General features: G+C 56.7%; 27 protein-coding genes, 1 tRNA gene and 1 pseudogene. 18 read left to right on the top strand and 11 right to left on the bottom strand.

Annotation, left to right across the window (positions count from 1 at the left end):
- Positions 1 to 16 precede the first annotated feature (16 nt).
- The 3 genes from ACR0AA_RS20420 (at position 17) to rpoD (ending at position 4,446) form a co-directional block, all read left to right on the top strand.
- Positions 17 to 313 (top strand): hypothetical protein, encoded by a 297-nt coding sequence (locus ACR0AA_RS20420; protein ID WP_480663464.1) that lies wholly within the window; start codon positions 17 to 19, stop codon positions 311 to 313.
- Between the two features lie 80 nt (positions 314 to 393).
- Positions 394 to 2,343, top strand: coding sequence for a DNA primase (gene dnaG, locus ACR0AA_RS20415; protein WP_480757059.1), 1,950 nt, complete (start codon positions 394 to 396; stop codon positions 2,341 to 2,343).
- 114 nt (positions 2,344 to 2,457) lie between these two features.
- Positions 2,458 to 4,446 (top strand): RNA polymerase sigma factor RpoD, encoded by a 1,989-nt coding sequence (gene rpoD / locus ACR0AA_RS20410; RefSeq protein ID WP_480663460.1) that lies wholly within the window; start codon positions 2,458 to 2,460, stop codon positions 4,444 to 4,446.
- A gap of 193 nt (positions 4,447 to 4,639) precedes the next feature.
- Here rpoD and ACR0AA_RS20405 read toward each other — a convergent pair whose 3' ends face one another.
- Positions 4,640 to 5,647 carry a helix-turn-helix domain-containing protein gene (locus ACR0AA_RS20405; RefSeq protein ID WP_480663458.1) on the bottom strand — a complete coding sequence of 336 codons (1,008 nt, stop codon included), beginning with the start codon at positions 5,645 to 5,647 and terminating at the stop codon, positions 4,640 to 4,642.
- Positions 5,648 to 5,963: 316 nt separating this feature from the next.
- On the opposite strand from ACR0AA_RS20405, the gene ACR0AA_RS20400 reads away from it, so the two are divergent.
- The 6 genes from ACR0AA_RS20400 to ribD all read left to right on the top strand — a co-directional run bounded on the left by ACR0AA_RS20400 (position 5,964) and on the right by ribD (position 9,548).
- Positions 5,964 to 6,398, top strand: a complete 435-nt coding sequence (locus ACR0AA_RS20400; RefSeq protein ID WP_480757056.1) for a thiol-disulfide oxidoreductase DCC family protein — start codon at positions 5,964 to 5,966, stop codon at positions 6,396 to 6,398.
- Complete coding sequence (locus ACR0AA_RS20395; protein WP_480663454.1) at positions 6,399 to 6,947, top strand: DUF4166 domain-containing protein; 549 nt, start codon at positions 6,399 to 6,401, stop codon at positions 6,945 to 6,947.
- Between the two features lie 72 nt (positions 6,948 to 7,019).
- On the top strand, positions 7,020 to 7,427 hold the full coding sequence (locus tag ACR0AA_RS20390) for a hypothetical protein (RefSeq protein ID WP_480663452.1): 408 nt from the start codon (positions 7,020 to 7,022) through the stop codon (positions 7,425 to 7,427).
- A gap of 18 nt (positions 7,428 to 7,445) precedes the next feature.
- Positions 7,446 to 7,859 (top strand): secondary thiamine-phosphate synthase enzyme YjbQ, encoded by a 414-nt coding sequence (locus ACR0AA_RS20385; RefSeq protein WP_480757054.1) that lies wholly within the window; start codon positions 7,446 to 7,448, stop codon positions 7,857 to 7,859.
- A gap of 121 nt (positions 7,860 to 7,980) precedes the next feature.
- Complete coding sequence (nrdR, locus tag ACR0AA_RS20380; RefSeq protein ID WP_037307671.1) at positions 7,981 to 8,451, top strand: transcriptional regulator NrdR; 471 nt, start codon at positions 7,981 to 7,983, stop codon at positions 8,449 to 8,451.
- A complete protein-coding gene (gene ribD / locus ACR0AA_RS20375; protein WP_480757052.1) occupies positions 8,448 to 9,548 on the top strand; it encodes a bifunctional diaminohydroxyphosphoribosylaminopyrimidine deaminase/5-amino-6-(5-phosphoribosylamino)uracil reductase RibD in 1,101 nt (366 codons plus the stop codon). Before nrdR ends, ribD begins: the two co-directional genes overlap by 4 nt.
- Here ribD and ACR0AA_RS20370 read toward each other — a convergent pair.
- From ACR0AA_RS20370 to ACR0AA_RS20360, 3 genes are all read right to left on the bottom strand, one after another.
- On the bottom strand, positions 9,545 to 11,542 hold the full coding sequence (locus ACR0AA_RS20370; RefSeq protein WP_480757049.1) for a capsular polysaccharide biosynthesis protein: 1,998 nt from the start codon (positions 11,540 to 11,542) through the stop codon (positions 9,545 to 9,547). The two genes, ribD and ACR0AA_RS20370, sit on opposite strands and share 4 nt — an antisense overlap.
- Entirely contained in the window at positions 11,542 to 12,675 is a 1,134-nt protein-coding gene (locus tag ACR0AA_RS20365) for a polysaccharide biosynthesis/export family protein (RefSeq protein ID WP_480663446.1), read from the bottom strand. Before ACR0AA_RS20365 ends, ACR0AA_RS20370 begins: the two co-directional genes overlap by 1 nt.
- A gap of 80 nt (positions 12,676 to 12,755) precedes the next feature.
- On the bottom strand, positions 12,756 to 14,054 hold the full coding sequence (locus ACR0AA_RS20360) for a capsule biosynthesis protein (RefSeq protein WP_480663444.1): 1,299 nt from the start codon (positions 14,052 to 14,054) through the stop codon (positions 12,756 to 12,758).
- A 140-nt stretch (positions 14,055 to 14,194) separates the two neighbouring features.
- Between ACR0AA_RS20360 and ACR0AA_RS20355 the strand changes: the two genes are divergently transcribed.
- The 4 genes from ACR0AA_RS20355 (at position 14,195) to nusB (ending at position 17,049) form a co-directional block, all read left to right on the top strand.
- Complete coding sequence (locus tag ACR0AA_RS20355; protein ID WP_480663442.1) at positions 14,195 to 14,782, top strand: riboflavin synthase; 588 nt, start codon at positions 14,195 to 14,197, stop codon at positions 14,780 to 14,782.
- A 112-nt stretch (positions 14,783 to 14,894) separates the two neighbouring features.
- Positions 14,895 to 16,016, top strand: coding sequence for a 3,4-dihydroxy-2-butanone-4-phosphate synthase (gene ribB / locus ACR0AA_RS20350; protein WP_480663440.1), 1,122 nt, complete (start codon positions 14,895 to 14,897; stop codon positions 16,014 to 16,016).
- A 2-nt stretch (positions 16,017 to 16,018) separates the two neighbouring features.
- Positions 16,019 to 16,570, top strand: coding sequence for a 6,7-dimethyl-8-ribityllumazine synthase (locus tag ACR0AA_RS20345; protein ID WP_480663438.1), 552 nt, complete (start codon positions 16,019 to 16,021; stop codon positions 16,568 to 16,570).
- Positions 16,567 to 17,049, top strand: a complete 483-nt coding sequence (nusB, locus tag ACR0AA_RS20340; protein ID WP_480663436.1) for a transcription antitermination factor NusB — start codon at positions 16,567 to 16,569, stop codon at positions 17,047 to 17,049. The genes ACR0AA_RS20345 and nusB overlap by 4 nt, the downstream gene beginning before the upstream one ends.
- A gap of 154 nt (positions 17,050 to 17,203) precedes the next feature.
- Here nusB and ACR0AA_RS20335 read toward each other — a convergent pair whose 3' ends face one another.
- On the bottom strand, positions 17,204 to 17,983 hold the full coding sequence (locus ACR0AA_RS20335; protein ID WP_480663434.1) for a helix-turn-helix transcriptional regulator: 780 nt from the start codon (positions 17,981 to 17,983) through the stop codon (positions 17,204 to 17,206).
- A 94-nt stretch (positions 17,984 to 18,077) separates the two neighbouring features.
- Between ACR0AA_RS20335 and ACR0AA_RS20330 the strand changes: the two genes are divergently transcribed.
- Together ACR0AA_RS20330 and ACR0AA_RS20325 are read left to right on the top strand one after the other, a co-directional pair.
- The gene (locus ACR0AA_RS20330) at positions 18,078 to 18,374 is read left to right on the top strand and encodes a hypothetical protein (protein WP_480663432.1); all 297 of its coding nucleotides are present in this window, start codon (positions 18,078 to 18,080) and stop codon (positions 18,372 to 18,374) included.
- 132 nt (positions 18,375 to 18,506) lie between these two features.
- Entirely contained in the window at positions 18,507 to 19,892 is a 1,386-nt protein-coding gene (locus ACR0AA_RS20325; protein WP_480663430.1) for a PIG-L deacetylase family protein, read from the top strand.
- Between the two features lie 210 nt (positions 19,893 to 20,102).
- On the opposite strand, the gene ACR0AA_RS20320 is transcribed toward ACR0AA_RS20325, so the two are convergent.
- Both ACR0AA_RS20320 and ACR0AA_RS20315 read right to left on the bottom strand, forming a co-directional pair.
- Positions 20,103 to 20,528 (bottom strand): SRPBCC family protein, encoded by a 426-nt coding sequence (locus tag ACR0AA_RS20320; protein WP_480663428.1) that lies wholly within the window; start codon positions 20,526 to 20,528, stop codon positions 20,103 to 20,105.
- The gene (locus ACR0AA_RS20315) at positions 20,525 to 20,845 is read right to left on the bottom strand and encodes an ArsR/SmtB family transcription factor (protein WP_480663426.1); all 321 of its coding nucleotides are present in this window, start codon (positions 20,843 to 20,845) and stop codon (positions 20,525 to 20,527) included. The genes ACR0AA_RS20320 and ACR0AA_RS20315 overlap by 4 nt, the downstream gene beginning before the upstream one ends.
- Positions 20,846 to 20,963: 118 nt before the next feature.
- On the opposite strand from ACR0AA_RS20315, the gene ACR0AA_RS20310 reads away from it, so the two are divergent.
- On the top strand, positions 20,964 to 21,395 hold the full coding sequence (locus tag ACR0AA_RS20310; protein WP_480663424.1) for an MmcB family DNA repair protein: 432 nt from the start codon (positions 20,964 to 20,966) through the stop codon (positions 21,393 to 21,395).
- 3 nt (positions 21,396 to 21,398) lie between these two features.
- Here the strand turns inward: ACR0AA_RS20310 and ACR0AA_RS20305 are convergent, their stop codons facing one another.
- Positions 21,399 to 21,587 carry a DUF6324 family protein gene (locus ACR0AA_RS20305; RefSeq protein WP_239338014.1) on the bottom strand — a complete coding sequence of 63 codons (189 nt, stop codon included), beginning with the start codon at positions 21,585 to 21,587 and terminating at the stop codon, positions 21,399 to 21,401.
- Between the two features lie 77 nt (positions 21,588 to 21,664).
- Between ACR0AA_RS20305 and ACR0AA_RS20300 the strand changes: the two genes are divergently transcribed.
- Positions 21,665 to 22,147: a GNAT family N-acetyltransferase gene (locus tag ACR0AA_RS20300; RefSeq protein WP_480663422.1), complete on the top strand. Its 483-nt coding sequence runs from the start codon at positions 21,665 to 21,667 to the stop codon at positions 22,145 to 22,147.
- 47 nt (positions 22,148 to 22,194) lie between these two features.
- Positions 22,195 to 22,271: transfer RNA gene (locus ACR0AA_RS20295), tRNA-His, on the top strand.
- A gap of 579 nt (positions 22,272 to 22,850) precedes the next feature.
- On the opposite strand, the gene ACR0AA_RS20290 is transcribed toward ACR0AA_RS20295, so the two are convergent.
- From ACR0AA_RS20290 to ACR0AA_RS20280, 3 genes and pseudogenes are all read right to left on the bottom strand, one after another.
- Positions 22,851 to 23,966 carry a hypothetical protein gene (locus ACR0AA_RS20290; RefSeq protein WP_480757035.1) on the bottom strand — a complete coding sequence of 372 codons (1,116 nt, stop codon included), beginning with the start codon at positions 23,964 to 23,966 and terminating at the stop codon, positions 22,851 to 22,853.
- A gap of 340 nt (positions 23,967 to 24,306) precedes the next feature.
- Positions 24,307 to 25,314, bottom strand: a complete 1,008-nt coding sequence (locus ACR0AA_RS20285; RefSeq protein WP_480757033.1) for a tyrosine-type recombinase/integrase — start codon at positions 25,312 to 25,314, stop codon at positions 24,307 to 24,309.
- Positions 25,311 to 25,408 (bottom strand): annotated as a pseudogene (locus tag ACR0AA_RS20280) (IS5/IS1182 family transposase); the annotation flags it as partial. The pseudogene ACR0AA_RS20280 and the gene ACR0AA_RS20285, both read right to left, overlap by 4 nt.

The following is a 25,408-nucleotide window of genomic DNA, read 5'->3' as shown; positions in this document are numbered from 1 at the left end:
ATTACCGGAGTACCCCATGTTGCGTATCGCGATCGCTGCTGCCTTGCTGGCCACACCATTGGCCGCAGAAGAGAGCAAAGAACAAAGCTGCCAATATCAAGCAGATGTTGTTAAGGCGATTCAGCAGGCTCGGCTGGACCGCGTCAAAGAACGCGATGTGCCCCAGGCCGTGGCTGACACCGGCCCGACCTGGCCCGAAAACTACAACGCGGCGATTCCCCTGATTACGCCTTGGGTCTATGAGCAAAAGATGCGCGATGTGCGCAAAAAGGATCTGGGTGCCGCATGGCTTGAGTTGTGTATGCAGCAATAATCCACAGCCTCATCATTTCCTTGTGGACAACCGCGCGTCATACCCTTGGCGCGCGTTTCCATTTCTGCCAAGCTTGACCCATGTCTTTGCCCCCCGGATTTCTGGATGAACTGCGCACCCGGTTGAGCCTGTCTCAGGTCGTCGGCCGAAAAGTCATGTGGGATCAGCGCAAGTCCAACCAGGGCAAAGGGGACATGTGGGCGCCGTGCCCGTTTCACCACGAAAAGACGGCGTCCTTTCATGTCGATGATCAGAAGGGCTTCTATTACTGCTTCGGATGTCACGCCAAGGGCGACGCGATCAGTTTTGTAAAAGAGACCGAGAATGTCTCCTTCATCGAGGCAGTGGAGATTCTGGCGCGTGAGGCTGGGATGCCGATGCCCGCGCGGGACCCCAAGGCACAAGAAAAACAGGATCGCCGGTCTCAACTGGCTGAAGTTATGGAGCAGGCGACGCAGTTCTTTCGCCTGCAGCTCAAAACTGGGGCAGGGGGCGCCGCGCGTGATTATCTGACGCGCCGGGGCTTGGACGCGCAAGCGCTGGACCGGTGGGAGATCGGATTTGCACCGGACAGTTGGCAAGCCCTTTGGGATCACCTGCGCGGTAAAAACGTGGCCGAGGATCTGATCCTTGGCGCAGGTCTGGCAAAACCTTCCAACAAAGGCAAGAAACCCTATGACACCTTCCGCAACCGGATCATGTACCCGATCCGCGATCCGCGTGGACGCTGCATTGCGTTTGGCGGGCGGGCAATGGACCCCAGTGACAATGCGAAGTATCTGAACTCGCCCGAGACCGAGCTTTTTGACAAAGGACGCAGCCTCTATAACCACGGACCTGCCCGACAGGCGGCGGGAAAGGGTCAGCCGCTGATTGTGGCCGAAGGGTACATGGACGTGATCGCACTGGCTGAGGCTGGGTTTGGAGCGTCGGTTGCACCGTTGGGCACTGCCATCACGGAAAATCAGCTACAACTCCTGTGGCGTATTTCGGATGAGCCGATTATCGCACTGGATGGTGACACGGCGGGTTTGCGCGCTGCGATGCGGGCGGTCGATCTGGCTCTGCCGTTGTTGGAGGCCGGCAAATCCCTGCGCTTTGCGCTGATGCCCGAGGGCAAAGACCCCGACGATTTGCTGCGCGCCGAAGGGCCGGGGGCCGTGCAGGCGGTGTTGGAAAGCGCGATTCCTATGGTCAAGCTGCTGTGGCAGCGTGAGACCGAAGGGAAAGTGTTCGATAGCCCCGAGCGTAAGGCGGCGCTGGATAAATCGCTGAAGGAAAAGATCAAGCTGATCCGAGACCCCTCGATCCGTTCTCACTACGGACAGGAGATTAAGGATCTGCGCTGGCAGCTGTTCCGCCCACAACGCCAACCGCAAAACCGCCAATGGCAACCGCGCGGCAAGTGGCAGCCACAAAAACAGGCCGCAACTCCGGGCGCGCGCGCTTCTTTTCTGGCGTCTTCGGAAAATGCAGACATCCGAATGCGCGAAGCCGCCATTCTGGCAATCGCTGTCCTGAACCCCACTGTTGTGATCCAATTCGAGCACCAGCTGGAAGAAATGGAATGCCATGATCCCGATCACGCTGCACTACGCGCTGCCATCCTAAGGCACGCCATCGACGATCCGGATCATCTGAAAGACCACATTATTGAAACTTTAGGCCCCGCAATCCTTGAAAACCTGCTGGCCCTTCGCCATGTCGCAGTAATCCCCTGTGTGTTCAAACCAGGCGACGTTGAAAAGGCCGAGATCACGCTGGCCGAGGAACTCGCAAAAATCAAAGCGCTCCGGGGGTTGGATGCCGAGATTGCCGAAGCTGCAGAGGAATTGTCCGATCTGGCCGATGAGGCGCTGACATATCGGCTGGCGCAAGCCGCCGAAGAGCGTAACCGCACGAGCCGCAGCCAGAATGAGGACAGGGCGGTTTTCGACATCGCCGACAATGGCGCGCGAATCAACCGCGACGAGAAAGACGCGTTTAAGGCGATCATGTCTGGCATCAATTTTGAACGGAAACGTCGTTAAAGTGATGTTTTCGTAAGGCACTGGAAAAGAAAAACGGGTAAACGGGTGGCCGAATCACTTCTACGCGCTAATGATTCGGTTCAAACGAATCACCCATCCCTGCAGGAGCATTGAATGGCCGCCAAAGACACGACCGAAGATCGCAAATCCGAAGAGCAGGAACAGGAAATCTCGCTGGACATGAGCCAGGCCCAGGTCAAGAAGATGATCGCTGAGGCTCGCGAGAAAGGCTACATCACCTACGATCAGCTCAATCAGGTTCTGCCGCCTGATCAGGTGAGCTCGGAACAGATCGAAGACGTTATGTCGATGCTGTCCGAGATGGGCATCAACATCATCGAAGATGAAGAGGCCGAAGAGGAAGAGAATAAAGGCTCGACCGAACTGACCACCACCGATAGCAATCGTGAGGTTGCGCTGGCCGGTGCCGCCACTGAAAAGCTGGATCGCACCGATGACCCTGTGCGCATGTATCTGCGCGAAATGGGCAGTGTCGAACTGCTGAGCCGTGAGGGCGAGATCGCCATCGCCAAGCGGATCGAAGCAGGGCGTAACACTATGATTGCTGGTCTGTGCGAAAGCCCGCTGACCTTCCAGGCGATCACCATCTGGCACGACGAATTGCTGTCGGAAGACATTCTGCTGCGCGACGTCATTGACCTGGAGGCCACGTTCGGCAACCAGTTGGATGAAGACGGCGGTGTTGAAGAGCCTGTTGTCGATACGTCTGCCGTTCAGGCGGCGAAGCCTGCCAAGGAAACCGGTCCCGAACTGGATGCCGATGGCAATCCGCTGAACAACGATGACGACGACGATGATGACGATCAGGCCAACATGTCGCTGGCCGCGATGGAAGCCGCGCTGAAGGATCAGGTTCTGACCACGCTGGAACGGATCTCGACCGACTTCGCCATGTTGTCGGAAATGCAGGACAGCCGGATTTCGGCTACCCTGAACGAAGACGGCACGTTCTCTGCGAAGGACGAAGAAACCTATCAGAAACTGCGTGCCGAGATTGTGGAGTTGGTGAACGGCCTGCATCTGCACAACAACCGGATCGAAGCTCTGATCGACCAGTTGTACGGTATCAACCGCCGGATCATGTCGCTGGACAGCGCGATGGTGAAGCTGGCTGACCAGGCTCGCATCAACCGTCGCGAGTTCATCGAGGCTTATCGTGGCCGCGAGCTGGATCCGAACTGGCTGGCCGAGATGGCCGACAAGCCGGGCCGGGGCTGGCAGATGTTTATCGAACGCTCGACCGCGAAGGTCGAGGAACTGCGCAACGATATGGCTCAGGTCGGTCAATATGTCGGTCTGGATATCAGCGAATTCCGCCGCATCGTACAGCAGGTTCAGAAGGGCGAAAAAGAGGCGCGTCAGGCCAAGAAGGAAATGGTCGAGGCCAACCTGCGTCTGGTGATCTCGATCGCCAAAAAGTACACGAACCGCGGCCTGCAATTCCTTGATCTTATTCAGGAAGGTAACATCGGCCTGATGAAGGCGGTGGACAAGTTCGAATACCGCCGGGGGTACAAGTTCTCGACCTACGCGACCTGGTGGATCCGTCAGGCGATCACGCGTTCCATCGCAGATCAGGCGCGAACCATCCGTATTCCGGTCCACATGATCGAAACGATCAACAAACTGGTTCGGACCGGTCGCCAGATGCTTCACGAGATTGGTCGCGAGCCGACGCCGGAAGAACTGGCTGAAAAGCTGCAGATGCCGCTTGAGAAGGTTCGCAAAGTGATGAAAATCGCCAAGGAACCGATCTCGCTCGAAACACCGATTGGCGACGAGGAAGACAGCCAGCTGGGCGATTTCATCGAGGACAAGAATGCCGTGCTGCCGCTGGACAGCGCCATTCAGGAGAACCTCAAGGAAACGACCACACGGGTTCTGGCCTCACTTACCCCGCGCGAAGAACGTGTTCTGCGGATGCGCTTTGGCATCGGTATGAACACCGACCATACGCTGGAAGAGGTTGGTCAGCAGTTTAGCGTGACACGCGAACGTATCCGTCAGATCGAAGCGAAAGCGCTGCGGAAGCTGAAGCATCCCAGCCGGTCGCGAAAGTTGCGGTCTTTCCTGGATCAGTAAAGTCAAAGGCGCCTTAATCGAGGCGCCTTTTTCTTTCCGGCTTACGTGATGATCACGATGTCCGGTTTGCAATTCAATTTGGCGAGAAGTCACAAGGCTGACGGCCGCAGGATCTCTATATCCTAAAGGTCCACTCATGGGACAGGCCGGGGCGAGGTGTTGCCGCTGGTGACCCCCGGCCACATACCCAATGTCAGGACTCCAGGCGGTTACGGAATGTGCTGGGGGCCTGACCGGTCCACCTCTTGAAAGCGTTCGAAAAGGCTGGCTGGTCGGCGTAGCCAAGCGAATAGGCAATTTCGGACAACGGAATCCCGTCCGTAAGAAAGGTCTGCGCAAGATCGCATCTCAGGTCTTCGACGATCTCGCGATAACTGGTGCCTTCTTCATTCAACCGCCGTGCAAAGGTGCGTGGGCTCATACCCAGATTGGCCGCCGCGTCGTCGGCCTGAATGATCGTTCCGGGCAGGGATCGCGTGATCAACCCTTCGACCTGTGCCCTGAGCTGTTGCGTTGGCTGCCTGCGTTCGGCCAAAATGCGGTCACCGTAAGCTAGGAGGTGTTCCCGTAAACTCGGGTCATAAGTCGGCACGGGCAAGTCCAGCGAGGACAAAGTGAGGACGATTTCCAGCCTTTCCGCTCCGAAGGTCACCGGAAAGCCCGCCAGTTTTTGGTAGCGCTTGCTGCTCGCACCGACCTCATGTTGGAACCTGATTTCGATAGGGAAGAAATTTGTCTGCGTCAGGGAACGAATACGCGCCAGCGCGGCAAACATCAGAAACTCGGTCCGTCGGTGATACCGGGCGAAACTGGCGTCCTTCCAGTCACCTTCGATTGCAGCGAAGTTTCCCGCGACCCGCAGGGTGAAGGACAATGCTGGGTCGATAAGACTGTGAAAACGCGACGTGTTTTCCACCACCTGCTTCAGGTCCCGCGAGTACTTACTGATATAGGCGGTCACGCTGGATGATGCGGTGAACGCCAACCCGGCCCGGGCTGAAAAAGTAACGTCGTTCAACGCGTCGCAAGCATAACGGGCGAAAAGAGCTTCTTTGTGCGCACTGAATGTCGTTACGGGCGGCGCTATGTGTTCGCGGCTGACGCCGCATTTGGCAAACACACGGTCAACAACTGCGGAATCCTCCGCGCATTGATCCAGCGTTCTGGCCAACACTTGAATGCGGGCAATATCGACGTCCATTTATTACGACCATTTAATCTGAGTGTTAAACTTTTATCTACTTTGGCTGTCTTTTCGGAGGGGCGCGTATCGTCTGTCACATATTCAAATTACATTGGCGGAATTACGCAAGACCGCAGTCGCCAGTATGACTATTTTCCGCGCGTTGTCGGGTTGGAACCTTTTAGGGGATGAGGTCAGAGCCCAGGAAACTTGTCGTGCAGACTGCCGGAGGCTCCCCGACACATTCAACCCACAATGATGCCCAGTGTCGCATTGCCCGACTGATGCGGCGGTGTAATGGTCTGATGCAACGGAATTATCAGGCGTATCTGACATGACCGAACGAGCAACTGAACTGGCGGATGGTCAGGATTTCATCGTCTTTGACGGAGAATGCGTTCTGTGTTCGGTTTTTTTTAAATTCATAGTGGCGCGGGACAAGGTGCAACGGTTCAGATTTGCGACCGCGCAGTCTCCTTTAGGTCAAAGGTTGTATTCTGAGCTTGGGTTGCCCACACTGGATTTGGAAACCAACCTCGTTGTCGCCGACGGCGTGGTTTACCAGCGGCTGGATGCGTTCGCAGCGGCCATGCGGCATTTACCGGGGATCTGGTCCGCTTTATCGGTCTGCAGGCTTCTGCCTGGGTTTGTTAAAGATCCTCTGTATCGTGCGATTGCCAAAAACCGGTACGCGATCTTTGGGCGTTCGGCCACGTGTATGGTCCCGGACCCTGCGTTGCGGTCCCGTTTCCTGCCCGAGGGGTTCTGATTGAAACCGGATCCCTTTTTGCAGGCCATTCCCGCGCGGGCGGAGCTGCCAAAGGCCATCGAAATGCTGCATGGCGGTTCTGGTCAGTATTCGGGCCGGTGCACGGTCGAAACGGGTTCGGGGCGGTTCATCGGATTGGCGTTGCGCCTTGGGCAAATGCCACCCGAGGGTAAGGATGTTGCGGTGCAGCTCAAGGTAGATCGAGACGGGCCTGTCTGGGTCTGGACACGCGATTTTGATGGTCACACAACTCGCTCCCGGCTTACCTATGACCATGACCTTGGCTGTGTCCGTGAACGATTTGGCCAGCTCTCAATTTGGCTCGTGCCGATATTTGAGGATGGGCGTTTGTCGATCCGGATCAAGCGTCTCAGCTTTTTGGGCATTCCTTGCCCTAAGTTCATGCTACCGCGTTCAAGGACCGTGGAATGGGAGGATGGCGAAGGCCGGTTCCGGTTCGACGTGTCTGCTGATATGCCGTTCCTCGGGGCTTTGATCCGATACCAGGGCTGGTTAACGTCCGATCACGCGCAGGTGGTCAAAGACTGAATTGATTGTGAACCGGCTTTGCCCGTTTAGGAAGTATACTATTTCAAAAATCACCTCGTAACAGGAAAGAGTATGATTATGAAAAAGGTTGTGACTTTAGCGGTTTCCGCCGCGTTCTTATTGAGTGTGCCCGTAACTGCATCCGCCGCGCGCAATGGATATCAGACGGTCGCGTTGAGCAGTACGGTATTCGAAGTAATTCCGCGAACGCGACGCGATGTTGACGGGTACTGGTGCGCGGCTGCGGATTTTGCTCGCAGAACACTGGGTGCCGGCTGGCAGCAGCGCATTTACGTTGTGCGTGGCTACGGGCCTAGTGAAGCAACGGGGCGGCGGACCTCCGTTAAGTTTTCGATAGCGCCGCCCAAAGGGGGGGTTGCCCAGCAAAGCAGCTCGATATCGTCCGGCTTTACCCCCGGCGAAAGCATGTCGGTTCAGGGCGCAAACGGTCGTTGCAACGTCCGCCCGTTCTTCAACTGATCCAGGACTGACAACCGAATGCAGACCGAGTTTATTGTTTCGACGAAAGGTCCGGGGCTGTACGAATTCACCTCGGACGTGCGCAACTGGCTCAACTCGGTCTCAGGCGACGGTTTGCTGACGTTGTTTGTGCGGCATACATCGTGCTCGCTGGCCATTCAGGAAAATGCCGATCCCGAAGTGCAAACGGATCTGCGCGCCTTTTTTGAAAGGCTGGTTCCGCCATCCGATCATCCCGCCATGGCATATTTGCGGCATACTTACGAAGGCCCTGACGATATGCCTGCCCATATCAAGGCCGCGCTATTGCCTGTGTCGCTGTCTGTTCCAGTGTCTTTAGGTCAAATGGTGCTGGGAACGTGGCAAGGCATCTATCTGTTCGAACACCGTAATGCGCCGCATGTCCGGCGGGTCGCAGCACATTTCGCCTGACCCCTTTATCTTGCGGTGAAAAATTCCGGCTACCCAAACCCTAGCGGCTGCCCTATAGTTGTGGATAAGTAAGCCATAGCACTTACAAAAAGAGGCGGAACAAGGGACGAGGAGACGGCGGATGCGCTGCCCGTTTTGCGGAAATATCGATACTCAGGTCAAAGATTCACGCCCGGCAGAGGATCACGTCGCGATCCGCAGGCGTCGGTTCTGCCCCGCTTGCGGTGGACGGTTTACCACATACGAACGCGTTCAACTGCGCGATCTGGTTGTCATCAAGACCAATGGCAAACGCGAGGATTTTGACCGCGACAAGCTGGAACGCTCGATCCGTATCTCGATGCAGAAACGCCCGATCGACCCGGAGCGGATCGATCAGATGATCTCGGGGATTGTGCGCCGTCTGGAAAGCATGGGCGAGACTGACATCCCGTCCAGCAAAATCGGCGAGATCGTCATGGAAGCTCTGGCGCGGATCGATACCGTCGCCTATGTTCGCTTTGCGAGCGTATACAAGAATTTCCAGGCGGCCGATGATTTCGAGGAGTTTGTCCACGAACTGCGCCCGCCGCAGCCTTCGACGGACGAGTGAGCGAAACAGATAAGCGATACATGGCGTTGGCCCTTTCCTTGGGTCGACGCGGTCAAGGGACGTGCTGGCCAAACCCTGCCGTCGGCTGTGTGATTGTGCGCCAAGGGCGCATTGTGGGGCGCGGCTGGACCCAACCGGGTGGCCGACCTCATGCAGAACCCCAAGCGTTGGCCCAGGCCGGAGAAGCGGCGCGCGGCGCAACGGCGTATGTTTCGTTAGAGCCTTGTTCTCATTTCGGAAAAACACCACCTTGTGCCGAGGCGCTGATCAATGCTGGCGTGTCGCGGGTCGTTTCAGCGATCGAAGACAGCGATCCTCGCGTGGCCGGGCAGGGCTTTGATATGTTGCGCGCGGCAGGGATTGAGGTCACTACCGGCGTTCTGGCCGAGCAGGCGGCGCGCGATCACGCGGGGTTCTTTCTGAAGACCGAGCAGGGCCGGCCGTTTGTCACTTTGAAACTCGCCAGCAGCTTTGACGGGCGGATTGCCACCGCCAGTGGCCACAGTCAGTGGATTACCGGCCCCAAGGCTCGAAGGGCCGTTCACGCGATGCGTGCGCGTCACGACGCAGTTATGGTCGGGGCAGGTACCGCCCGTGCCGACGACCCGTCTTTGACGGTTCGCGATCTCGGTGTTGAGGCGCAGCCGGTTCGGGTTGTCGTTTCGCGGCATTTGGACATTCCCCTGATGGGGCAACTTGCGCGCACCGCTTCCGAGGTTCCGGTATGGCTGTGTCATGGCCCATCTCCGGATGCCGAGCGCGCACGCGCCTGGGAAGGACTGGGGGCGCAATTGGTGCCCTGCGCCCTGAGCGATCATCAGATTGACGCGACAGACCTATTGCAACAGCTGGGGCAGGCGGGGTTGACGCGCGTGTTCTGCGAGGGCGGTGCGGCCCTGGCTGCGTCTCTGCTGGCCGCCGACCTTGTGGATGAGCTGGTGGGGTTCACTGCCGGGTTGACCATCGGTGCCGAGGGGCTGTCAGCCGTTGGCGCGCTTGGGTTGGACAAGCTGGACGCCGCGCCCCGTTTCAAACTGATCGAGTCCCATGCCATAGGGCCGGACGTGATGCATCGTTGGGCGCGGGCACTGCGTTAACGGCGCCATAGGTGCGTGTGGGTGGCAAATGCGCCTTGAAGTTTCGAGAGTATCCGAACGGCTGGGCCACCTTTAGGCTTAACGCCTTGTGACAGCCGCTCCACGGCAACTTCGACCGGGCAGGGGTCACCTGTAACTGGATCAAAATACCGGGGATAGTCCATCAGAGCCGCGTGGACCAATCCCCAGAGCGAAGGCCGTGCGCCACGGCGGACCGGAACGGTTCCAAGATCAGTTGTCAGACCCCAGCCCGCGTAAAACGGTGCCCCAAGCGTTGTTACGCGTACCCCTCGCATCAAGGCCTCGAACCCCAGCAGCGAGGTCATGGTCCAGACCTCGTGCACCTGCGGTAGTAACTCCGCCGGATCACATTGACTGGCGATAACGTCAGCCAGGCCTTGTGCGTCGATGGCCCCATCGCGCAAGCGGGCTTCGACATCTGGGTGTGGTTTGTAGATTAATACGGCATTCGGGTTTGCTTCGCGTACCGCGCGCAACAGCTCGGTATTGGTACGCACATTGCTGGTTCCGAGCAGGATCGAGGCATCGTCCTCGACCTGGCCAGGCACAAGTATCCGGTGTCCTTCAGGTAAATCGGGAGCGCTGCCGCCGATGTTGTACTTGCTGATCTGCGCGGAAACGATCTGTGCGACAAGCCTTTCTGCGCGCATTTCCTGATCGTGCCTTAGAGTTTCGCGGGTGGCTATGAACTCTTCCAACTGGCTCGGATGTGTCGGGTCGTAATAGATGCCCTGATCGTCGGTTGCCAATGAAAGAGGCGGCACCAATTCGGCACCCAACCCGCGTGAACGCAGGAAGCCATCCTCGACGCGGACCGCGTTTTCCACGCCGCGGGCCTGACTGGCCCAGACCATGTGCGGCCGGTCCGATTTCTCAGGGACACCGTCGGTAAATCTGATCTTCTTCTCGCGCCCAAAAATCTGTTGCAGGTGTTTCCGCTTCCACAGGCGCATGCCAGAAGCTGTCCACCCCTTGTGATCCTGCCGCCACGCGCGCGTTCGGGCTTCTAACGTGTCCAGAACGGTTTCCAGCTCGCATAGTTGGTCCCTGTATGGGTCGTACCAAGTCGGATAGAGGATCATCGCGGCGGCAAACAGTTGCGCCCGCGTCAGGTTGCGCTGGCGGCGCGGCAGGTGGCCTTCATCCTGTGTCAGGCCCCAGCCTGCATAGAATGGCTGACCGAACACGCGGGGCTTGTGTCCGGCCAAAATCGCCTCGAACCCCATCTGCGAGGACAGGGTGTAGACACCGACGGCACCTTCCAGCAACGACCAGGGGCTGATGGGGGTATTGATGACGGACACCCAGTCATTTTGATCAGCCTCCGAGTAGTATCCGGCCCGATGTCCGGCAATAGTATCGGGGTGTGTCTTGATCAGTATTCTGGCACCGGGGTTTTCCTCTTGCGCCATGACCAGCATTTCCCGAAACCGGGCGTGATCACCTCCACTAGCGGTAACGGCTGCGTCGTCGCGTGCCTGATCCACAACCAGCACGTATCCGGGGTCCGGTGGCTGAACGGACAGATCGAAAGCGGAGTACTTGCTGAGGTGCAGGTCGCGCATCCGCTCAATCCCGCCGCGCGCTCGGTTCAGCAGGGCGGTATCGTCCAGCGGGTGGGTCGCCAGCAGGGCTTCCAGATCAGACGCTTGCGCTGGGTCGAAATGCATCCCGGACCGGTCAAGCAGTAAACCCATAGGAGGTTCGCCGCTGCGGCCCGGATGCAAAGATCGCAGGAAGGCGTCTTCGACGCGCAAGACCGGGGTGTTGTGTCGGGCCGCCATGCTCAGGCCGCGATGGGCGGTTGGACTGTTACCCCAGACCCCTATGACGTCGCTTTCTTTGGGCAAGCCAAGGCGAACATCATAGCCGGCAAGAGACAGAATGCGGTGTATTCGGCGGGATGTCAGGAAGCCGCCGTTATAGACAAGCAGCCGGGTACGCTGGGACCCGGCTGTTGTTTCCAGAGACATCAGTTGCCCGTCAGTGTGGCGACGTTTGCAAGCGGCGTCAGGCCGCCCGCGATCAGAGAAATGGACTTGGTCCACTGTGCATACGGGGCCTCGGTTACGTAAATCGTATCGTCGTCGCGGATCACGAAGTCCCGAGCAATGAACAGCCCGTTTGGCGCGGTCAGGTTCAGCAGATAGATCATGCGCTGGTCGCCCTGCAGGTCCTGACGGCCCATGACAGAACGGGCGATATCCTGACGTTCCTTGCGCAAAACGAAAATCCCGGTTGGATCCGAGGACAACGACAGCAATCCGCCGACCTGAGCCAACGCCTCAAGCGCCGATAGGTCCTGACTGTCAAATGCAACGCGCGATTGGCCGCCCGTTGCGCCGAGGGCGATGTAGGACCGGCTGTCGGCTTCTACCAGAATCCGGTCACCGCCGCGCAAAGCCACGTCCAGCTTGGGATTGCTGAACAGGTCTTCGTACCAGACAGTCCCCTTTTCATTGCCCCGCATCAACGTCACGAGAGCAATATCTGAGCCGACTGCGACGCCACCGGCTCGCGAGAGCATTCCCGACAGGGTGCGCGTGGGCCGTTCTATCGGGTAGATACCCGGTGCGCCAATGGTGCCGGTCAGCGAAACGGTCGAGCCATCGCCCGCAACCCGGCGCACTTCGACCTGAGGATCAGGAGTCTGATCCCGCAGCTTGTCGGTAATAACCTGGCGCAGCTGCTCCGGTGTGTTTCCCGCGGCGCGCACGCGCCCGGCGTAGGGCACAAAGATAAAACCTGCGCTGTCCACCTGGACTTCATTCAGCAAAGTTGACGAGCCCACTTCGCCCGATAGCAGACCATCGTCGACATTCTCCCAGATCGTCAATCCCAAAACATCGCCGGGGCGAACGGTGTCCGCCGTCAGGTTCTGGGCGCTGGTGAATGTAGACGAGAACCCGAATTGTGGAATCGCGGATGTGGCGCGTGTGACGCGGTCGTCCACTTCAACGACAAAGGCGTTACCACCGTTTTCCACGGCACCCGCCAAAATCTCGTTCTTGTTGGGGCCTGATTTGGGAAGTTGGCACGCGGCCAGCAGGCCGAATACGGCCACAAGAGATGCCCCTCGCACCCAGCGAAATGGAAAGCAATTCACTGCCGTAAATCCTCAGTCGTCTTTTGTTTGCGACACGTTAGCTTGGTTGCGCTTTAACATCCAGCACCAAGCGGCGCGTTCTACTCGACGAGTTTCAACTGTGGCGTTGGTGCCTCTTTGCTGGAAAGCACGGTCTGGTATGGATCCTGCGAGCACAACATCATGTCAGCCGCGCGGCGCAGCAATTGCCGGCGGCCGCGAAGTGAATAAAAGCCGCCCGGTAACTGGCTGGTATTCAACAGAAATTGCCTATAAGCTCTATAGGCCTTGTGGTCCGGCGCCTGGGGCGTCGCAAAGAACTCTGTGATAGCCTGCCGCGAAACAAATTCGGGTTTGTCATAGACGGATCGCCCGAAAATGCGCAAGGGAATACCCCGCCACAACACTTGCTGGCCTGCAGTGGAATTTATTGTGACGGCCGAGTTCGCATCGTCCAGCAAACGGGCCAGCTTGCCCCCGGGAACATAGTGTACGCGATCTGCCACCCCATGCGCGCGGGCAATCTGACGGGCCCTGCACCGCAAAGGCTCACGGTGGTTTTCAAGCGGATGCTCTTTGAGCACAAGTTGGTGGTGCGTCGGCGCGCCTTTGGCAAACCCGGCAATCACATGCTCCAGAAAATCTGACATGCAGGAATAGCTGGAATGGGATTGCACGGAACTGTCATGCCCCAATTGCAATAAAGCAAGGTGATAGGGAGAGCCGCTTTTCCGAACGCGCGCTGTGGCCCAGCGGCGTCGAATTCTGTGAAACGGCATGAGAGCCAACCGTTTGAAATAGAGGCGGAACTCTTTTGAGACCGGTAGTTCCCGATGGGGTTTGAAGTTGCGATAGCGTTGATTCAGGAAGAGCACGAACCAGTGATACAGCGCGCCGTAAAAGATGTGCTGCCGCATGTCGCCCCAATGGGATGGCGGAGGTGGAACCTGAATGTCGGATTGGTCCAGCGCGTGCTGCATCTGCTCGACGTCCAGTGACATCAGGCGCGAGTTTCCGTTTGATCCCGTGCGTTCGTATGTGACCCACCAGGGCCTCAAGTATCCTTCCTCGAACACGTGGACAATTATGCCCATAGTTCGCGCAACGGCCACAGCATGTGCATGTACCGGCCGTGTGTCACCGTAAAGCACGATATCCGTTACGTCGTAAGTTTGGATCAGCTCGGACAGCTTTTCGGGCCACTGTTCAGAATGGTCCAGGAACGGGATATAGCTGTTGCGATCAAACCAGAATGCCTGATCCCCCGCGTTGAAGCCCACGCGCAGCACATCGGAACCGGCGGCGCGGAGTGCGCGGGCCAAGGCGCTGAAAAACGGGCCATGTGGTCCCTGCAAGAACAGGAACACCCGGCGTTGCGAGCGCGTGGTGAGTGGTGGCATCCGTGCTGCTCATTAGTGTTTGGTGCCAAATTTATGCCTGTTTACATCAATCACGGCAAGGCGGGGCTTGCCCGCAGCGCTGCTTAGGCTTACCTCGGCGTGGACAATTGGGCACAGGTTAAAAGCTAAGGATAAACGCAATGTTCACAGGGATCGTCACCGATATCGGCACTGTCACCGAGTTGGATCAGCAGGGAGATCTGCGAGCGCGGATCAAAACGGGCTACGACACCGCTGGCATCGATATCGGCGCCTCCATTGCAAGCGATGGCGTCTGTCTGACCGTGATCGCCCTTGGGGATGACTGGTACGACGTTCAGATCAGCGCTGAGACGGTGTCAAAAACCAATCTCGACAACTGGAAATTGGGCAAGCGTGTGAACCTAGAGCGGGCCCTCAAGGTCGGGGATGAACTGGGGGGACATATCGTGTCGGGCCACGTCGACGGTGTGGCCGATGTGGTTGCCGTTCAGGATGAAGGGGACAGTACTCGCGTGACGTTGCGCGCCCCCAGGGAATTAGCCCGTTTCATTGCTCCAAAGGGATCCGTTGCCCTGAATGGAACCTCGCTGACGGTCAACGACGTGGATGGCTGCGATTTCGGCATCAACTTCATCCCCCACACCAAGGAAGTGACCACTTGGGGCGAAGTCGCGGTTGGTGACCGGGTGAACCTCGAGATTGACACACTGGCCCGGTACGTTGCCCGTTTGGCCGAAATGTCCTGAGGCAACGGATTAGACGCCGTGTTTCGGCGATGCGTAGCCGCAAGCGCTCTGGTCTTTGAGCGCTTGGTGGTCTATCCAGCCGTTCAAACATGCTCTTGTGAAAGGCTGCCCCATGAGCTTTGAAACCCCCGGCCCGGTCGAGGCCCAGCTGCGTGACGCGATCAGCCCGATCGAAGATATCATCGAAGAGGCGCGCAAGGGCCGGATGTACATTCTGGTCGATCACGAAGATCGCGAAAACGAGGGTGATCTGGTCATCGCCGCCGAATTCGCGGATGCCGAGGCGATCAACTTTATGGCCACTCATGGGCGTGGCCTGATTTGCTTGCCGATGACCGCTGAGCGCGTTGACTCTCTTGGTTTACCAATGATGGCGGTGAACAATTCATCCCGTCACGAAACGGCGTTCACCGTGTCAATCGAAGCGCGCGAGGGTGTCTCGACCGGGATTTCCGCAGCTGACCGTGCCCTGACCGTGGCGACGGCGATCAACGAACAGAACACGATGGCGCATATCGCGACGCCGGGCCACATCTTCCCCCTGCGTGCCAAACGGGGTGGGGTGCTGGTGCGTGCAGGCCATACCGAGGCTGCCGTGGATATCTCGCGCCTTGCCGGTCTAAACCCATCGGGTGTGATCTGTGAGATCATGAAGCCTGATGGCACCATGGCCCGTCTGCCCGATCTGGTCGCGTTCGCCAAAGAACACGACATGAAGATCGGCACGATCAGCGATCTGATCACGTACCGGTCCCGTAACGACAATCTGGTCGTTGAAACCTCACGCAAGACGGTGACGTCTGAATTCGGCGGCGAATGGGAAATGCGTCTGTTCACCGATCAGACCCATGGCATCGAGCATGTGGTCATGGTCAAAGGCGACATCACCACACCCGAGCCGGTTTTGACCCGAACCCATGCGCTACATGAAGCGCCCGATGTTCTGGGGCTGGGACCAAAATCACCGCAGGAATTGCCCCGGGCGATGGAAAAGATCGCAGCCGAAGGGCGCGGCGTGGTTTGCCTGTTCCGTGAACCGCGCAACTCGCTTTACGCAACCGAGGACGAAGGTCCACGCACCATTAAGCAAACCGGTTTGGGTGCGCAGATCCTGTCAAAGATGGGCATCCAAGAATTGGTGTTGCTAACCGATACGCCGGAAACGAAATATCTGGGGCTCGACGCATTTGGCATCTCCATCGTTGGCACCCGTTCCATTCTCAAGGATAATTGATCGTGGCTGAACAAGACAAACACGGCGTATTGCCGACACCGACCTTTGATAAACCGGTGAAACTGCTGGTCGTGGTGGCACCGTTCTATCGTGCCATTGCAGATAATCTGGTTGCTGGCGCAAAGGCCGAGATCGAAGGGGCAGGTGGGACTTGCGACGTGGTTGAAGTCCCCGGCGCGCTGGAAATTCCCACTGCGATCGCGATGGCGGATCGTCAGTGCAACTATGACGGCTACGTGGCGTTGGGTTGCGTTATCCGTGGCGAGACCACGCATTACGAAACCGTCTGCAACGACTCAAGCCGCGCCATTCAGTTGATGGGCCTGCAGGGCCTGATGATCGGCAACGGTATCCTGACCGTCGAAAATGACGATCAGGCCGAAGTCCGCGCAAATCCCGAAAAGATGAATAAAGGCGGCGGAGCAGCCGCTGCGGCCTTGCATCTGATTGCACTCAGCCGTAAGTGGGGCTCTTCCAAAAAGGGCGTCGGGTTCAAACCCCCGTCCGAGTCCATCCTAGTGGCGGGCGATAGCAACGGACCCACGACAGCATGACCCAGACAGACGCGCCGAAACCGGCCAACCAGAAACGCCTGATGAAATCCGCCGCCCGGCTGTATGCCGTGCAGGCGTTGTTCCAGATGGAGCAATCGGGACAGACGACCGAGCAGGTCGTGAACGAGTTTCTGGATCACCGGTTTGGCGCTGTCTACGAAGGTGAGGAAATGCTGGACGGCGATATCTCGGTCTTCCGCAAGCTGGTCGAAAACGCCGTGAATTATCAGGCGTCGATTGATCAGATGACGGACCGGGCACTGGTCGCAAAATGGCCAATCGCACGTATCGATCCCACCTTACGCGCCACGTTCCGAGCGGCGGGCGCCGAACTGACGCAAAGCGATACGCCGCCGAAGGTGGTCATCACTGAATTCGTCGATGTGGCACGTGCGTTCTTCCCTGAAGGCAAAGAGCCCAAATTCGTCAACGCCGTGTTGGACCACATGGCGCGCGAAGCTCAGCCCGAGGCGTTCTGAGCCAAGTTATCCGGTGAAAAGAATAAGGCGCAGCCACGAGTTTAGCTGCGCCTGAACTTTAAAAATACCTCGTTCAAAAAAGCCTTCGGCCTCCACCACTCACAGTTTTATCCCAAGACACCAAAACTTTAGCGGAACGCCGTCGGCGTAACAGCTATCGATTCCGATAGCCCTGCGGGTCGATCAGCCCAAGTTGCATTGCACGGACCAGCGCCGATTCGCGTGTCGGAGCCCGCAACTTGTCGCGCGCGCTTTTCAGGTGAGTGCGCACGGTGATTTCAGACAAACCCAGCAGCTCGGCAATCCTGTCATTGCGATGCCCCAGTGCGAGCAGGTTCATGACCTGCAGTTCGCGCGGCGAAAGGTCCGGCGCAGTTGGTGCGATACTGGTGATGTCGTAGACGCGGCCATGATTGCTGGGAATATCCGACCCGAGGTTGGTGGCCAGAACGGTGGCCAAAACACGCATTTCTCGCTGTTGATCCGTCATCATATCCTGCGCCTCTGGTTGGGCAGAAGACAGAACCACCAGTTTAGCCTCATTGTCTGGGCAGGGCACGACCAGAGAATAAAGATGGATATAGCCGGCCTTTTGCAAGTCGTGGTTCAGGGCCATCGCTTTGTTCGAGTGACCATCCGCCGATTTCAAGCTTGCAGCCTGCACGTAAAGACTGTCTTTTCCGTTCTGAACTTGCGCCAACATGGGGTCCGCTTCTGCGTATCCTTCAGCGTCATAGCGATTCAGCCAACCTTTGGACATTGAGCTGCGCACCCAATGAATTGCGCCCGTCTCGGGCGTAAAGCAAAGCATGTTCAGGGCGTTGAACCCAATCTCTGCCAGCCGGTCTAATGTGAATTCCCAACGCTCCTGATCGTCGTGACGCAGAGAGAGCTCTTCAAGCAGGTCAAGCGTGAACAGGCTGAGGGCGTTCATGGAAACTCCGAATACAGTGTCGCACCCCTTGGGGCAGCAGTTTACTCTGCCTGACCATGCGCTATCATCACCGTATCAGACAAGGAGCTTTGTCATGCCCAAACTGATCCGCCTATATATCACGCAAGTTGCATGGGGATTTGTTATCTCGGCTGTTTTTGTTGGGGTGCTGCTGGCATTGAACGTCGCCAATCTGCGCGGTCTGATCTTTGGCTCTGACGTTGGCCTGATTGCGCTGGCCATGATCTGGTTCATGAACGGCATCGTGTTTGCAGGGGTTCAGTTCGCCTATGCGATTATGAGCATGGCGGAAAAGCCTAAAGGCCCCAAGGGTGGTACACCCGTAGTCGCCAAGTTCGAACCCGTTCGCGTTGTGGCTGACAAAACCTGACTTTCAACTTCCACCGTTTAAGTAAGGCAATTGTCTGAAACACCGGCTACCAGCCGAAAAAGCAGGTGTTGTGCGTGCAAAACGCACCTGAAGGGCACGCCACTCGAAACGACCAGTGAACAGCTTTTTTCCTTGAGTAATATTTCTTACGAAGACCTTTTGAACTCCCCGGCTTTCCGGGAAGACCTATCCCAGTTGAACCATGTGATCGCCCAAAGTCTGATCGACGCGGGCGAGCCCGTCGCCATTAATGGAACTGTTTGTTACGGGCACATGCAGAAGGACTTTCATCTCGGTGACATGGCACCTGGAATGGAGCCAAAACGTCGGGTGCTGCAGCAATTGGCGCAAGAAGTCGATTGCTTTGCCGAGGTCGGCGTGGCCGGTGGGCATGCGGCGCTGGTCGCCCTTCATTCGAACCCGTCCCTTAAGTTCATCGGTATTGATCTGGGACAACGCTTGAGACAATCCTGGCCGCCGGTTGATGTCTATGTGCCGGTTGTGTTCGAATGGCTAAGATCCAAGTTTCCTGACCGCGTGAGGGTTTACACCGCCCAGGCTGTGCAGGGATTAAAGCTGGCGGTTTCCGAAAACCCCTTTGGGCCAATTGGCCTGTTGCATCTGGATGCGCAGAAAAACAACCGGATCGCCGAGCTTGAAGCCGCGTGGCCCGGATTGGCAGATTGCTGCTACCTAATGCAGGGCGACAACAAAAACGGCAAAGTGAAAGAGAGCTCGGCCCATTTGATCGCCGACGGACGTGCGCGCCCGGTCAGGTCGGCAAAGTACAAAGACCTGATCGTTGACAACTTTGACGTTTTGGAGACCGGCCCGGGCGTATCCACTGGCCGTTTAAACCTGGACAGCTTACACAACGATCGCATTCTGGTGTGTGTGTGCCATCAGGATGACGAAACCCTGTTCTGCGGGTCGACTTTGTCCCAGTTAAAAGGGCGCGCCGATGTTACAGTCGCAAGCTTCTTTCGGCCTGCTCCGAACCGCCGCGACACCGACACGCGTGAAGCGGCGATGCAGCGCGTTTGTGAAGCATTGGGGGCGAAGTATGTTCAGTTCCCCTTTGCGGTCGAGCGCGATCACCGCCGACTGCGGCGGTTCATCAGAATGCCCTCGAACCTGGCAGAGAGCAGCCCCGAACTGACGCGACCCATCCACCGTCACGCATTGTTCGGGCTGTTGGCTGGTTCTGCATTCGCCTTGATGGAGCAAATCAAGCCGTCCACCATCATCACACATAATAGCGTGGGGGAGTATGGTCATATTGAGCACGTCTTGCTGCATCATGCCGTTCTGGACGCGGCGCGGCGTCATGGGGCAGGGCACGTACTCGCTTTTGGCGTTAATATGCCGAATGCGGATTTGGTTGTCCCAACCCGGCCAGAAGAAAAAAACCGGTTGTTTGACGAATACATGCCCCAATGGAATGGGCGGAAACCTTACGACTTTGCGCTTGCGGATGAGACATTTGTCAAAGTTGATCTGACCGCGGACGAGGCCTGAGATCATTGTATGTGGCGGGACCACCAGTCAACCGTGCGGTGTGATTCCCGAGGACCTGTATGTACAGGTGGGTGCCAGGTAATCAGGCCAGGACCTGAACAGAGCCAGCCCCCTCGGAATTGCTTAAGGCCACCAGAATGCTACCAATCACAAGAAGGGCAGAACCCGCCACGGGCCTAAGTAGGGTGTGCGGCGGGTTTGCGCAAGGGGTCAGGCATCAACAGTTTCGTGCAGCGCTTTGCGCATCTTGCCAAAGTGTTCGTCCCAGCCATCATCAAGCGACAGGATCAAGCCAAACGCCTCGGCATTCTGCGGCAGCCCTTCATGCACCAAACCCAACCGCGTGCCGCCCGGAACAGGATCCAGCGTCCATTTGACGACACTGACGGTGTCGCCCAGTGGTTTGATGGTAAACGTGTATTCCAGATACTCGGGTGCGCGCGCGGCGCGCACATCTCCCCAGATCAGAAGATCTCCGCTGGTTGTACCATACATCTCAAGATTCTGGCCTTCCGCCAACGGGCGTTCGGGCTTGTGAAACCATTCGGCCAGTCGGTCGGGCTCGGTTAGGTATGCCCAGACAGTTTCCGGCTCGGCGCGCAGGAATATCGTCTTTTGCAGAACTGATTTGGTCATTGTTTATTCCTTTCAATAGCTTCCTTGAGATTGCTCAGGCGGTCTTCCCAGAACTGGTCGAAATAGCTGAACCAGTCGAGGATGGGGGCCATTCCTTTCGGCTCCAGCCGGTTTATGCGTTCGCGCCCTCGGGCTTCGACCGTAATGAGGCCACCGTCTGACAAAACAGTCAGGTGTTTCTTGACGGCTGCGCGGGTCATGTCGAACCGATCCGTCAGTTGGGCGATCGTCATGTCCTGAGACGCGAGGATCTGCACAATTTCCCGACGGGTAGGGTCAGCAAGGGCACGGAACGCGTTTTGAGTTTGGGACTGCATTTGTCACCCCTCAATAATGATACCTTTTGGTGTTATATTAAATGCAATACCAAAAGGTATCATGTCAAGGTCTATTAGGTCGCTTGATTTTTGTTCACGAATTGTTCACATTCTACTCATGACACTGGAATTGCAGCCTGGACAAAAACTGGCCCGTGGGGTTTCCCGCCACCTGTTGGCGCATGGCTTTGTATCTGTTGAGGAATTTGTCCCGACGCGCGGATTGCGCGTTGACGTCATGGGCCTGGGTCCCAAGGGGGAGCTGTGGGTGATCGAATGCAAATCCAGCCGGGCCGATTACCTGTCGGATTCCAAATGGCAGGGGTATCTGGACTGGTGTGACCGCTTTTTCTGGGCAGTGGGTACCGATTTCCCGACCGAACTTTTGCCGCAGGAAACCGGCCTGATAATCGCGGATGCCTATGATGCCGAGATTGTGCGGATGGCACCCGAGGACAAACTCGCACCAGCGCGGCGGAAGAAGATGATTCAGAAGTTCGCAACCGACACGGCCCGCAGGTTGCAGGCGCTGCGCGATCCAAAAATCTGAGGGTCAGTCCTTAACGGCCCGGGCTGCTTGCGCAGCGGCGCGGATTTCATCCGCAATTTCCTCGGCTTCCTCAGGGTCGAAGTCCATCGGAATCTCGATGTTGTCTGCCTCGATGAACAGGCGCACCATTCCATGGTCGGTCGGGCCGATCTGTAGGTTTGCCTGAATGTCACGTTCGGTGTTGATGCCCATTTGCGCCTCCGGGACTGAGCACTCCTGCTAGCGCGCAAAGGGTTGAGAATCAAGCCGCCTTTGCGGTCAGGTAGGGTATGGAAGACATTCTGATCAGACAGTTCCGTGCTGATGACACGCCTTGGCTGGTTGAACAGCACGGCCGTCTTTACCAGCGGGACGAAGGGTTTGACGACACGTTCGCGCCCCTCGTTGGACGTATCCTTATGGACTTCAACGCATCGCATGATCCATCACGCGAGCGGGGCTGGATTGCGGAACTCGAGGGCGCCCGGATCGGCAGTATTTTCTGTGTCACCCTGGATGATCACACGGCAAAGCTAAGGTTGTTTCTGTTGCTGCCAGAGGTGCGGGGGCAGGGGCTGGGTAAACGGATGTTGCACACCTGTATGGCCTTTGCACGCAGCGCTGGTTACCGCGAAATGGCCCTATGGACGCACGAAAGCCATCGGGCTGCGTGTGCGCTCTACAGGGCGTCAGGATGGCAACTGACGGGCAGCAGAAAGGTTCATTCCTTTGGGCTCGATCTTGTCGAACAAAGCTGGAAAATTCCTCTTTAATCCTCTTGCATTCCCCCGACGCGTTCGGTACATCGCCCCTGACGAGTGCCGCCTTAGCTCAGTTGGTTAGAGCGCTGGATTGTGGATCCAGAGGTCCCCTGTTCAAGCCAGGGAGGCGGTACCATCTCCCAAAACTGATTATTTTAGTCTTCGTAGAGGCTTAGACGGCATTGCTTCGTGAACTTTGGATAAGTTGGTTTTGGAACAAAAGGAGCTCAAGAGCATGATTTGCCCAAAGACTGCCCAAAAAAGTAAGCTTAACTCACAAAAAGGGCGCTGATCCGAGGTCAGAAAAGCTTGTTTTTCTAACTGTGTTTTGCGGCTCAGAAAGGATATCGAGTACGCACTATGGGGCACTTAGTGCGATGAAGTTCTAACTCGTTTTTTGTGCTGTATAGCTTTGCGAACAGTAATAGAAAGTAACCCGCGCTTCGAGGGTCAGGACCCACAAAGTGGTAGAGACCTCAATGGTGGCTTCTACCACACAGCGAACGTTCGTGAGATTTGAGCGATTGACTGAGGTGCGGACAAAGCAGACCTTGGTTCGATAGACTCCAACTTCATCGAATGGTCCATTTCGGGCGTTCCTGAAGCACTTAGTAAAAGTCAGCTCTGTCTCTGATGGAGCATTTGCAGAACAGCACAGCGAATTGCTGCGGGCCGTCTTTGGCAAGAAATAACCTGATACTTTTTCGTAGCGAGTTTACTGCACAAAGTTCGCGAGAGGCGTCATTGGGTCCCATATGGCCGTCCATGGCACGGACGCCTTCTCATCAAACTTGATATTAGCTTGTGCGTACTGGCTGAACGAATTGTCATTCGGTACGTAGGCGTCGTTCCAGAGAGTTACATTGAAAGACTGAAATGCCGGGTCACGCTGATCCAAGGGCAGGTCGAGTTCTCGCTTCAGGGCAAACCTACTTAGAGACACCTTGCAGAAGCGCTCGTTCACATGTGGCGCTGAGTAACCTCGAACCACAAAGTTCAACTCGAATTCCGTGGACCAACTCCAGAAGCGATCTTCAAGCGCGATCGGCTGTCCGGTGCCGTTATCCCCCGTGTCCGTGAATCCCCCAAACGCATCGGTTAGATCCGCGTTTTCAGAAAAGTGGTCACCGGTCAAGACCAATGCAGTCTCGCAGACATTTCGGATACCGCGCCAAGTAATCTCCGGCATGGGCACGTTCCGCACTCCTACTTCGGCGAAAATTGCCTTTGCGATCGTATCTATTTCGTACATGGCTTCCGGTGGTGTAGCCAAGGTGTGTGCGTACAGGAAATCGGACATGCCCCGAGCACCATGTTCCTCCATACGTGACATCAGGAAAAGCTGGGATGCTCCCCAAATAGCCTTGTCATAGGCGGCCTTTACAGTCCCCGGCGAAAACTGATTGCTGTCAGGGAGCACCAGCGTTGGTGCGTGATATCCCAGCCGGGCCCCAGGCTCGATGGAGGCAAACTTGCCCCTGATTAGACCGCTGCCAACAACCCGCGAACCGCCTTGGAAAGCAAGCGCGCATGCAGAGAAACAAGAATCGCGGTTACGAACCCGTGTTTCGATCGAGTCCTTGTTCCAGATCGCATAGAACATCCGAATGCCTTCGATATAGCTTCCGCCAGGACTGTCGAGACATAACGTAACGCCCTCAGCCGAGGGTCGAATGACGGAAACGATCTGCTCGGCGTCCCCACCCTCGACTATTCCGGTAAAATGGTAGTCGCAGCCTGGAATTTCCGGTGCGGCACGAAGATCACCGGCGGAGGCAACAGATACCTGAAAAAAAGCCAAAAGTCCGAATGCCAATACGCCCCTGATCACGAATAGTCTCCATACAATACAATGCCTGAGCGGACGCTATCATGTCAGGCCGCGGATGCCACTGTCTTCATGGCGCGAAAGTCAGAGTTGGGCTCGGAGCGGTCATCTGAGTCGTTCTATCGGATGACCGCGAAGGAGTGGATAGAGCACATTGCTTGGTAACTTCCATTAACGGCTACCAAGTGACTCGGCCACAACAGCAGAATTGCCCATGTCGCATCGCGCTCGGCGTTGTTGACGGCGATGGCAACAATCCTGCATCACCGACGTTGCAGGATAACAGCAGTGCACAAGGCGATGGTCAAGCTTTCAGGAGCCTATTGATAATGAGCCAGCTTGCTCAAACAATTAGGTTTTGTGCGACAATCTTCGTGACCTCATCCAAGGTCTGCTGATCGCCGGGAATTAGGTGACCATAGTGGTCGAGCGTTAAGGCTACAGAACTATGACCGGCTAGTACCGAGGCCTCTTTAATTCGTCCTGCCCTGACCAGCACCGAAACAAAGAAATGCCGCAAGCCGTGGAGACCATGATCCGTTATTGGCGGTTTGAGTTGTTGCCTGCGTTGATCATTTACGCGCTTTAGCAATGGTTTCCAGAACTTGTTTTTTACGTTGTTGTAGTCCAATGGCTGACCTGTTCTGGTTGGAAACACCCAACCCTCATTAGTTGCGGGGCAGGCAAGTCGCCATTCGGCGAGTGCTGGGCGAACAGATTGTGGAATAGGAATTGCGCGCCGGGCGTTTCTTGTTTTTGTCTTACCGACTCGTTCTTTCAGTGATTTGTTTTTGCGTACACGATCGACTTTTCGTTTTACAGTAACCGCCGAAAAGCCCACACCGAAATCGCTCCATTGCAATCCAAGGCATTGCGAAATTCTAACGCCGGTCATCCGAAGAATGAGAAACAGCGGATAGTACCTGCGATAGGTTCGCGCGATACGGATGTCATCGGACCTGTAGAGACTACGGGCCATTTCATCTAGATCCGCAATCTCTTGGTCGGAGGGGATGCGAATAGTTTTCATGTCTTCTTGCTCGCTCCAGTCTAATTTTATTTTCACTCCCTGAGCAGGGTTTGAGAACACGGCATCGAGTAATACCGCATATCCTAGGATAGCTTTCGCAACGTTTAGAGCGTGCTTGGCGGTGCTGCGGCTCGGACAGTTAGCAATCAAGTAGTTTCGAAATTCCCGCATTCTTGCTTTGTCTATGTCGCAAAGTGAAATCGGGCCAAGTTGTGGGTTGATCCAGCAGCGAAGATAAGACTCGTACCCGTCGATTGTCGACGACGCCAAGGCTGTATCGCCATCGTGACCCACAGAACTGTCACTAGGGTCAGGATTCATAACCAATAGATGACGGTTGCTGCGAGCGCGATGGCAGAAAGGAGTACTTTGGGACAGCGGTCATAGCGGGTTGCGACGCGTCTCCAGTCCTTGA

It is taken from the genome of Ruegeria sp. CE8 (assembly GCF_056537465.1).
This window is presented reverse-complemented; position numbering and strand designations above follow the sequence as displayed.

Excerpts from the sequence above, each read along its gene's own strand:
- ACR0AA_RS20400 (WP_480757056.1), top strand. The coding sequence starts at position 5,964 with ATGACCGAACGAGCAACTGAACTGGCGGATGGTCAGGATTTCATCGTC.
- nrdR (WP_037307671.1), top strand. The coding sequence starts at position 7,981 with ATGCGCTGCCCGTTTTGCGGAAATATCGATACTCAGGTCAAAGATTCA.
- ACR0AA_RS20310 (WP_480663424.1), top strand. The coding sequence starts at position 20,964 with ATGACACTGGAATTGCAGCCTGGACAAAAACTGGCCCGTGGGGTTTCC.
- ACR0AA_RS20315 (WP_480663426.1), bottom strand. The coding sequence starts at position 20,845 with ATGCAGTCCCAAACTCAAAACGCGTTCCGTGCCCTTGCTGACCCTACC.
- ACR0AA_RS20300 (WP_480663422.1), top strand. The coding sequence starts at position 21,665 with ATGGAAGACATTCTGATCAGACAGTTCCGTGCTGATGACACGCCTTGG.
- ACR0AA_RS20335 (WP_480663434.1), bottom strand. The coding sequence starts at position 17,983 with ATGAACGCCCTCAGCCTGTTCACGCTTGACCTGCTTGAAGAGCTCTCT.
- ACR0AA_RS20385 (WP_480757054.1), top strand. The coding sequence starts at position 7,446 with ATGCAGACCGAGTTTATTGTTTCGACGAAAGGTCCGGGGCTGTACGAA.
- ACR0AA_RS20355 (WP_480663442.1), top strand. The coding sequence starts at position 14,195 with ATGTTCACAGGGATCGTCACCGATATCGGCACTGTCACCGAGTTGGAT.
- ACR0AA_RS20405 (WP_480663458.1), bottom strand. The coding sequence starts at position 5,647 with ATGGACGTCGATATTGCCCGCATTCAAGTGTTGGCCAGAACGCTGGAT.
- ribB (WP_480663440.1), top strand. The coding sequence starts at position 14,895 with ATGAGCTTTGAAACCCCCGGCCCGGTCGAGGCCCAGCTGCGTGACGCG.
- ACR0AA_RS20390 (WP_480663452.1), top strand. The coding sequence starts at position 7,020 with ATGATTATGAAAAAGGTTGTGACTTTAGCGGTTTCCGCCGCGTTCTTA.
- ACR0AA_RS20330 (WP_480663432.1), top strand. The coding sequence starts at position 18,078 with ATGCCCAAACTGATCCGCCTATATATCACGCAAGTTGCATGGGGATTT.
- ACR0AA_RS20370 (WP_480757049.1), bottom strand. The coding sequence starts at position 11,542 with ATGTCTCTGGAAACAACAGCCGGGTCCCAGCGTACCCGGCTGCTTGTC.
- dnaG (WP_480757059.1), top strand. The coding sequence starts at position 394 with ATGTCTTTGCCCCCCGGATTTCTGGATGAACTGCGCACCCGGTTGAGC.
- ACR0AA_RS20285 (WP_480757033.1), bottom strand. The coding sequence starts at position 25,314 with ATGAATCCTGACCCTAGTGACAGTTCTGTGGGTCACGATGGCGATACA.
- ACR0AA_RS20360 (WP_480663444.1), bottom strand. The coding sequence starts at position 14,054 with ATGCCACCACTCACCACGCGCTCGCAACGCCGGGTGTTCCTGTTCTTG.
- ACR0AA_RS20320 (WP_480663428.1), bottom strand. The coding sequence starts at position 20,528 with ATGACCAAATCAGTTCTGCAAAAGACGATATTCCTGCGCGCCGAGCCG.
- ACR0AA_RS20305 (WP_239338014.1), bottom strand. The coding sequence starts at position 21,587 with ATGGGCATCAACACCGAACGTGACATTCAGGCAAACCTACAGATCGGC.
- rpoD (WP_480663460.1), top strand. The coding sequence starts at position 2,458 with ATGGCCGCCAAAGACACGACCGAAGATCGCAAATCCGAAGAGCAGGAA.
- nusB (WP_480663436.1), top strand. The coding sequence starts at position 16,567 with ATGACCCAGACAGACGCGCCGAAACCGGCCAACCAGAAACGCCTGATG.
- ACR0AA_RS20420 (WP_480663464.1), top strand. The coding sequence starts at position 17 with ATGTTGCGTATCGCGATCGCTGCTGCCTTGCTGGCCACACCATTGGCC.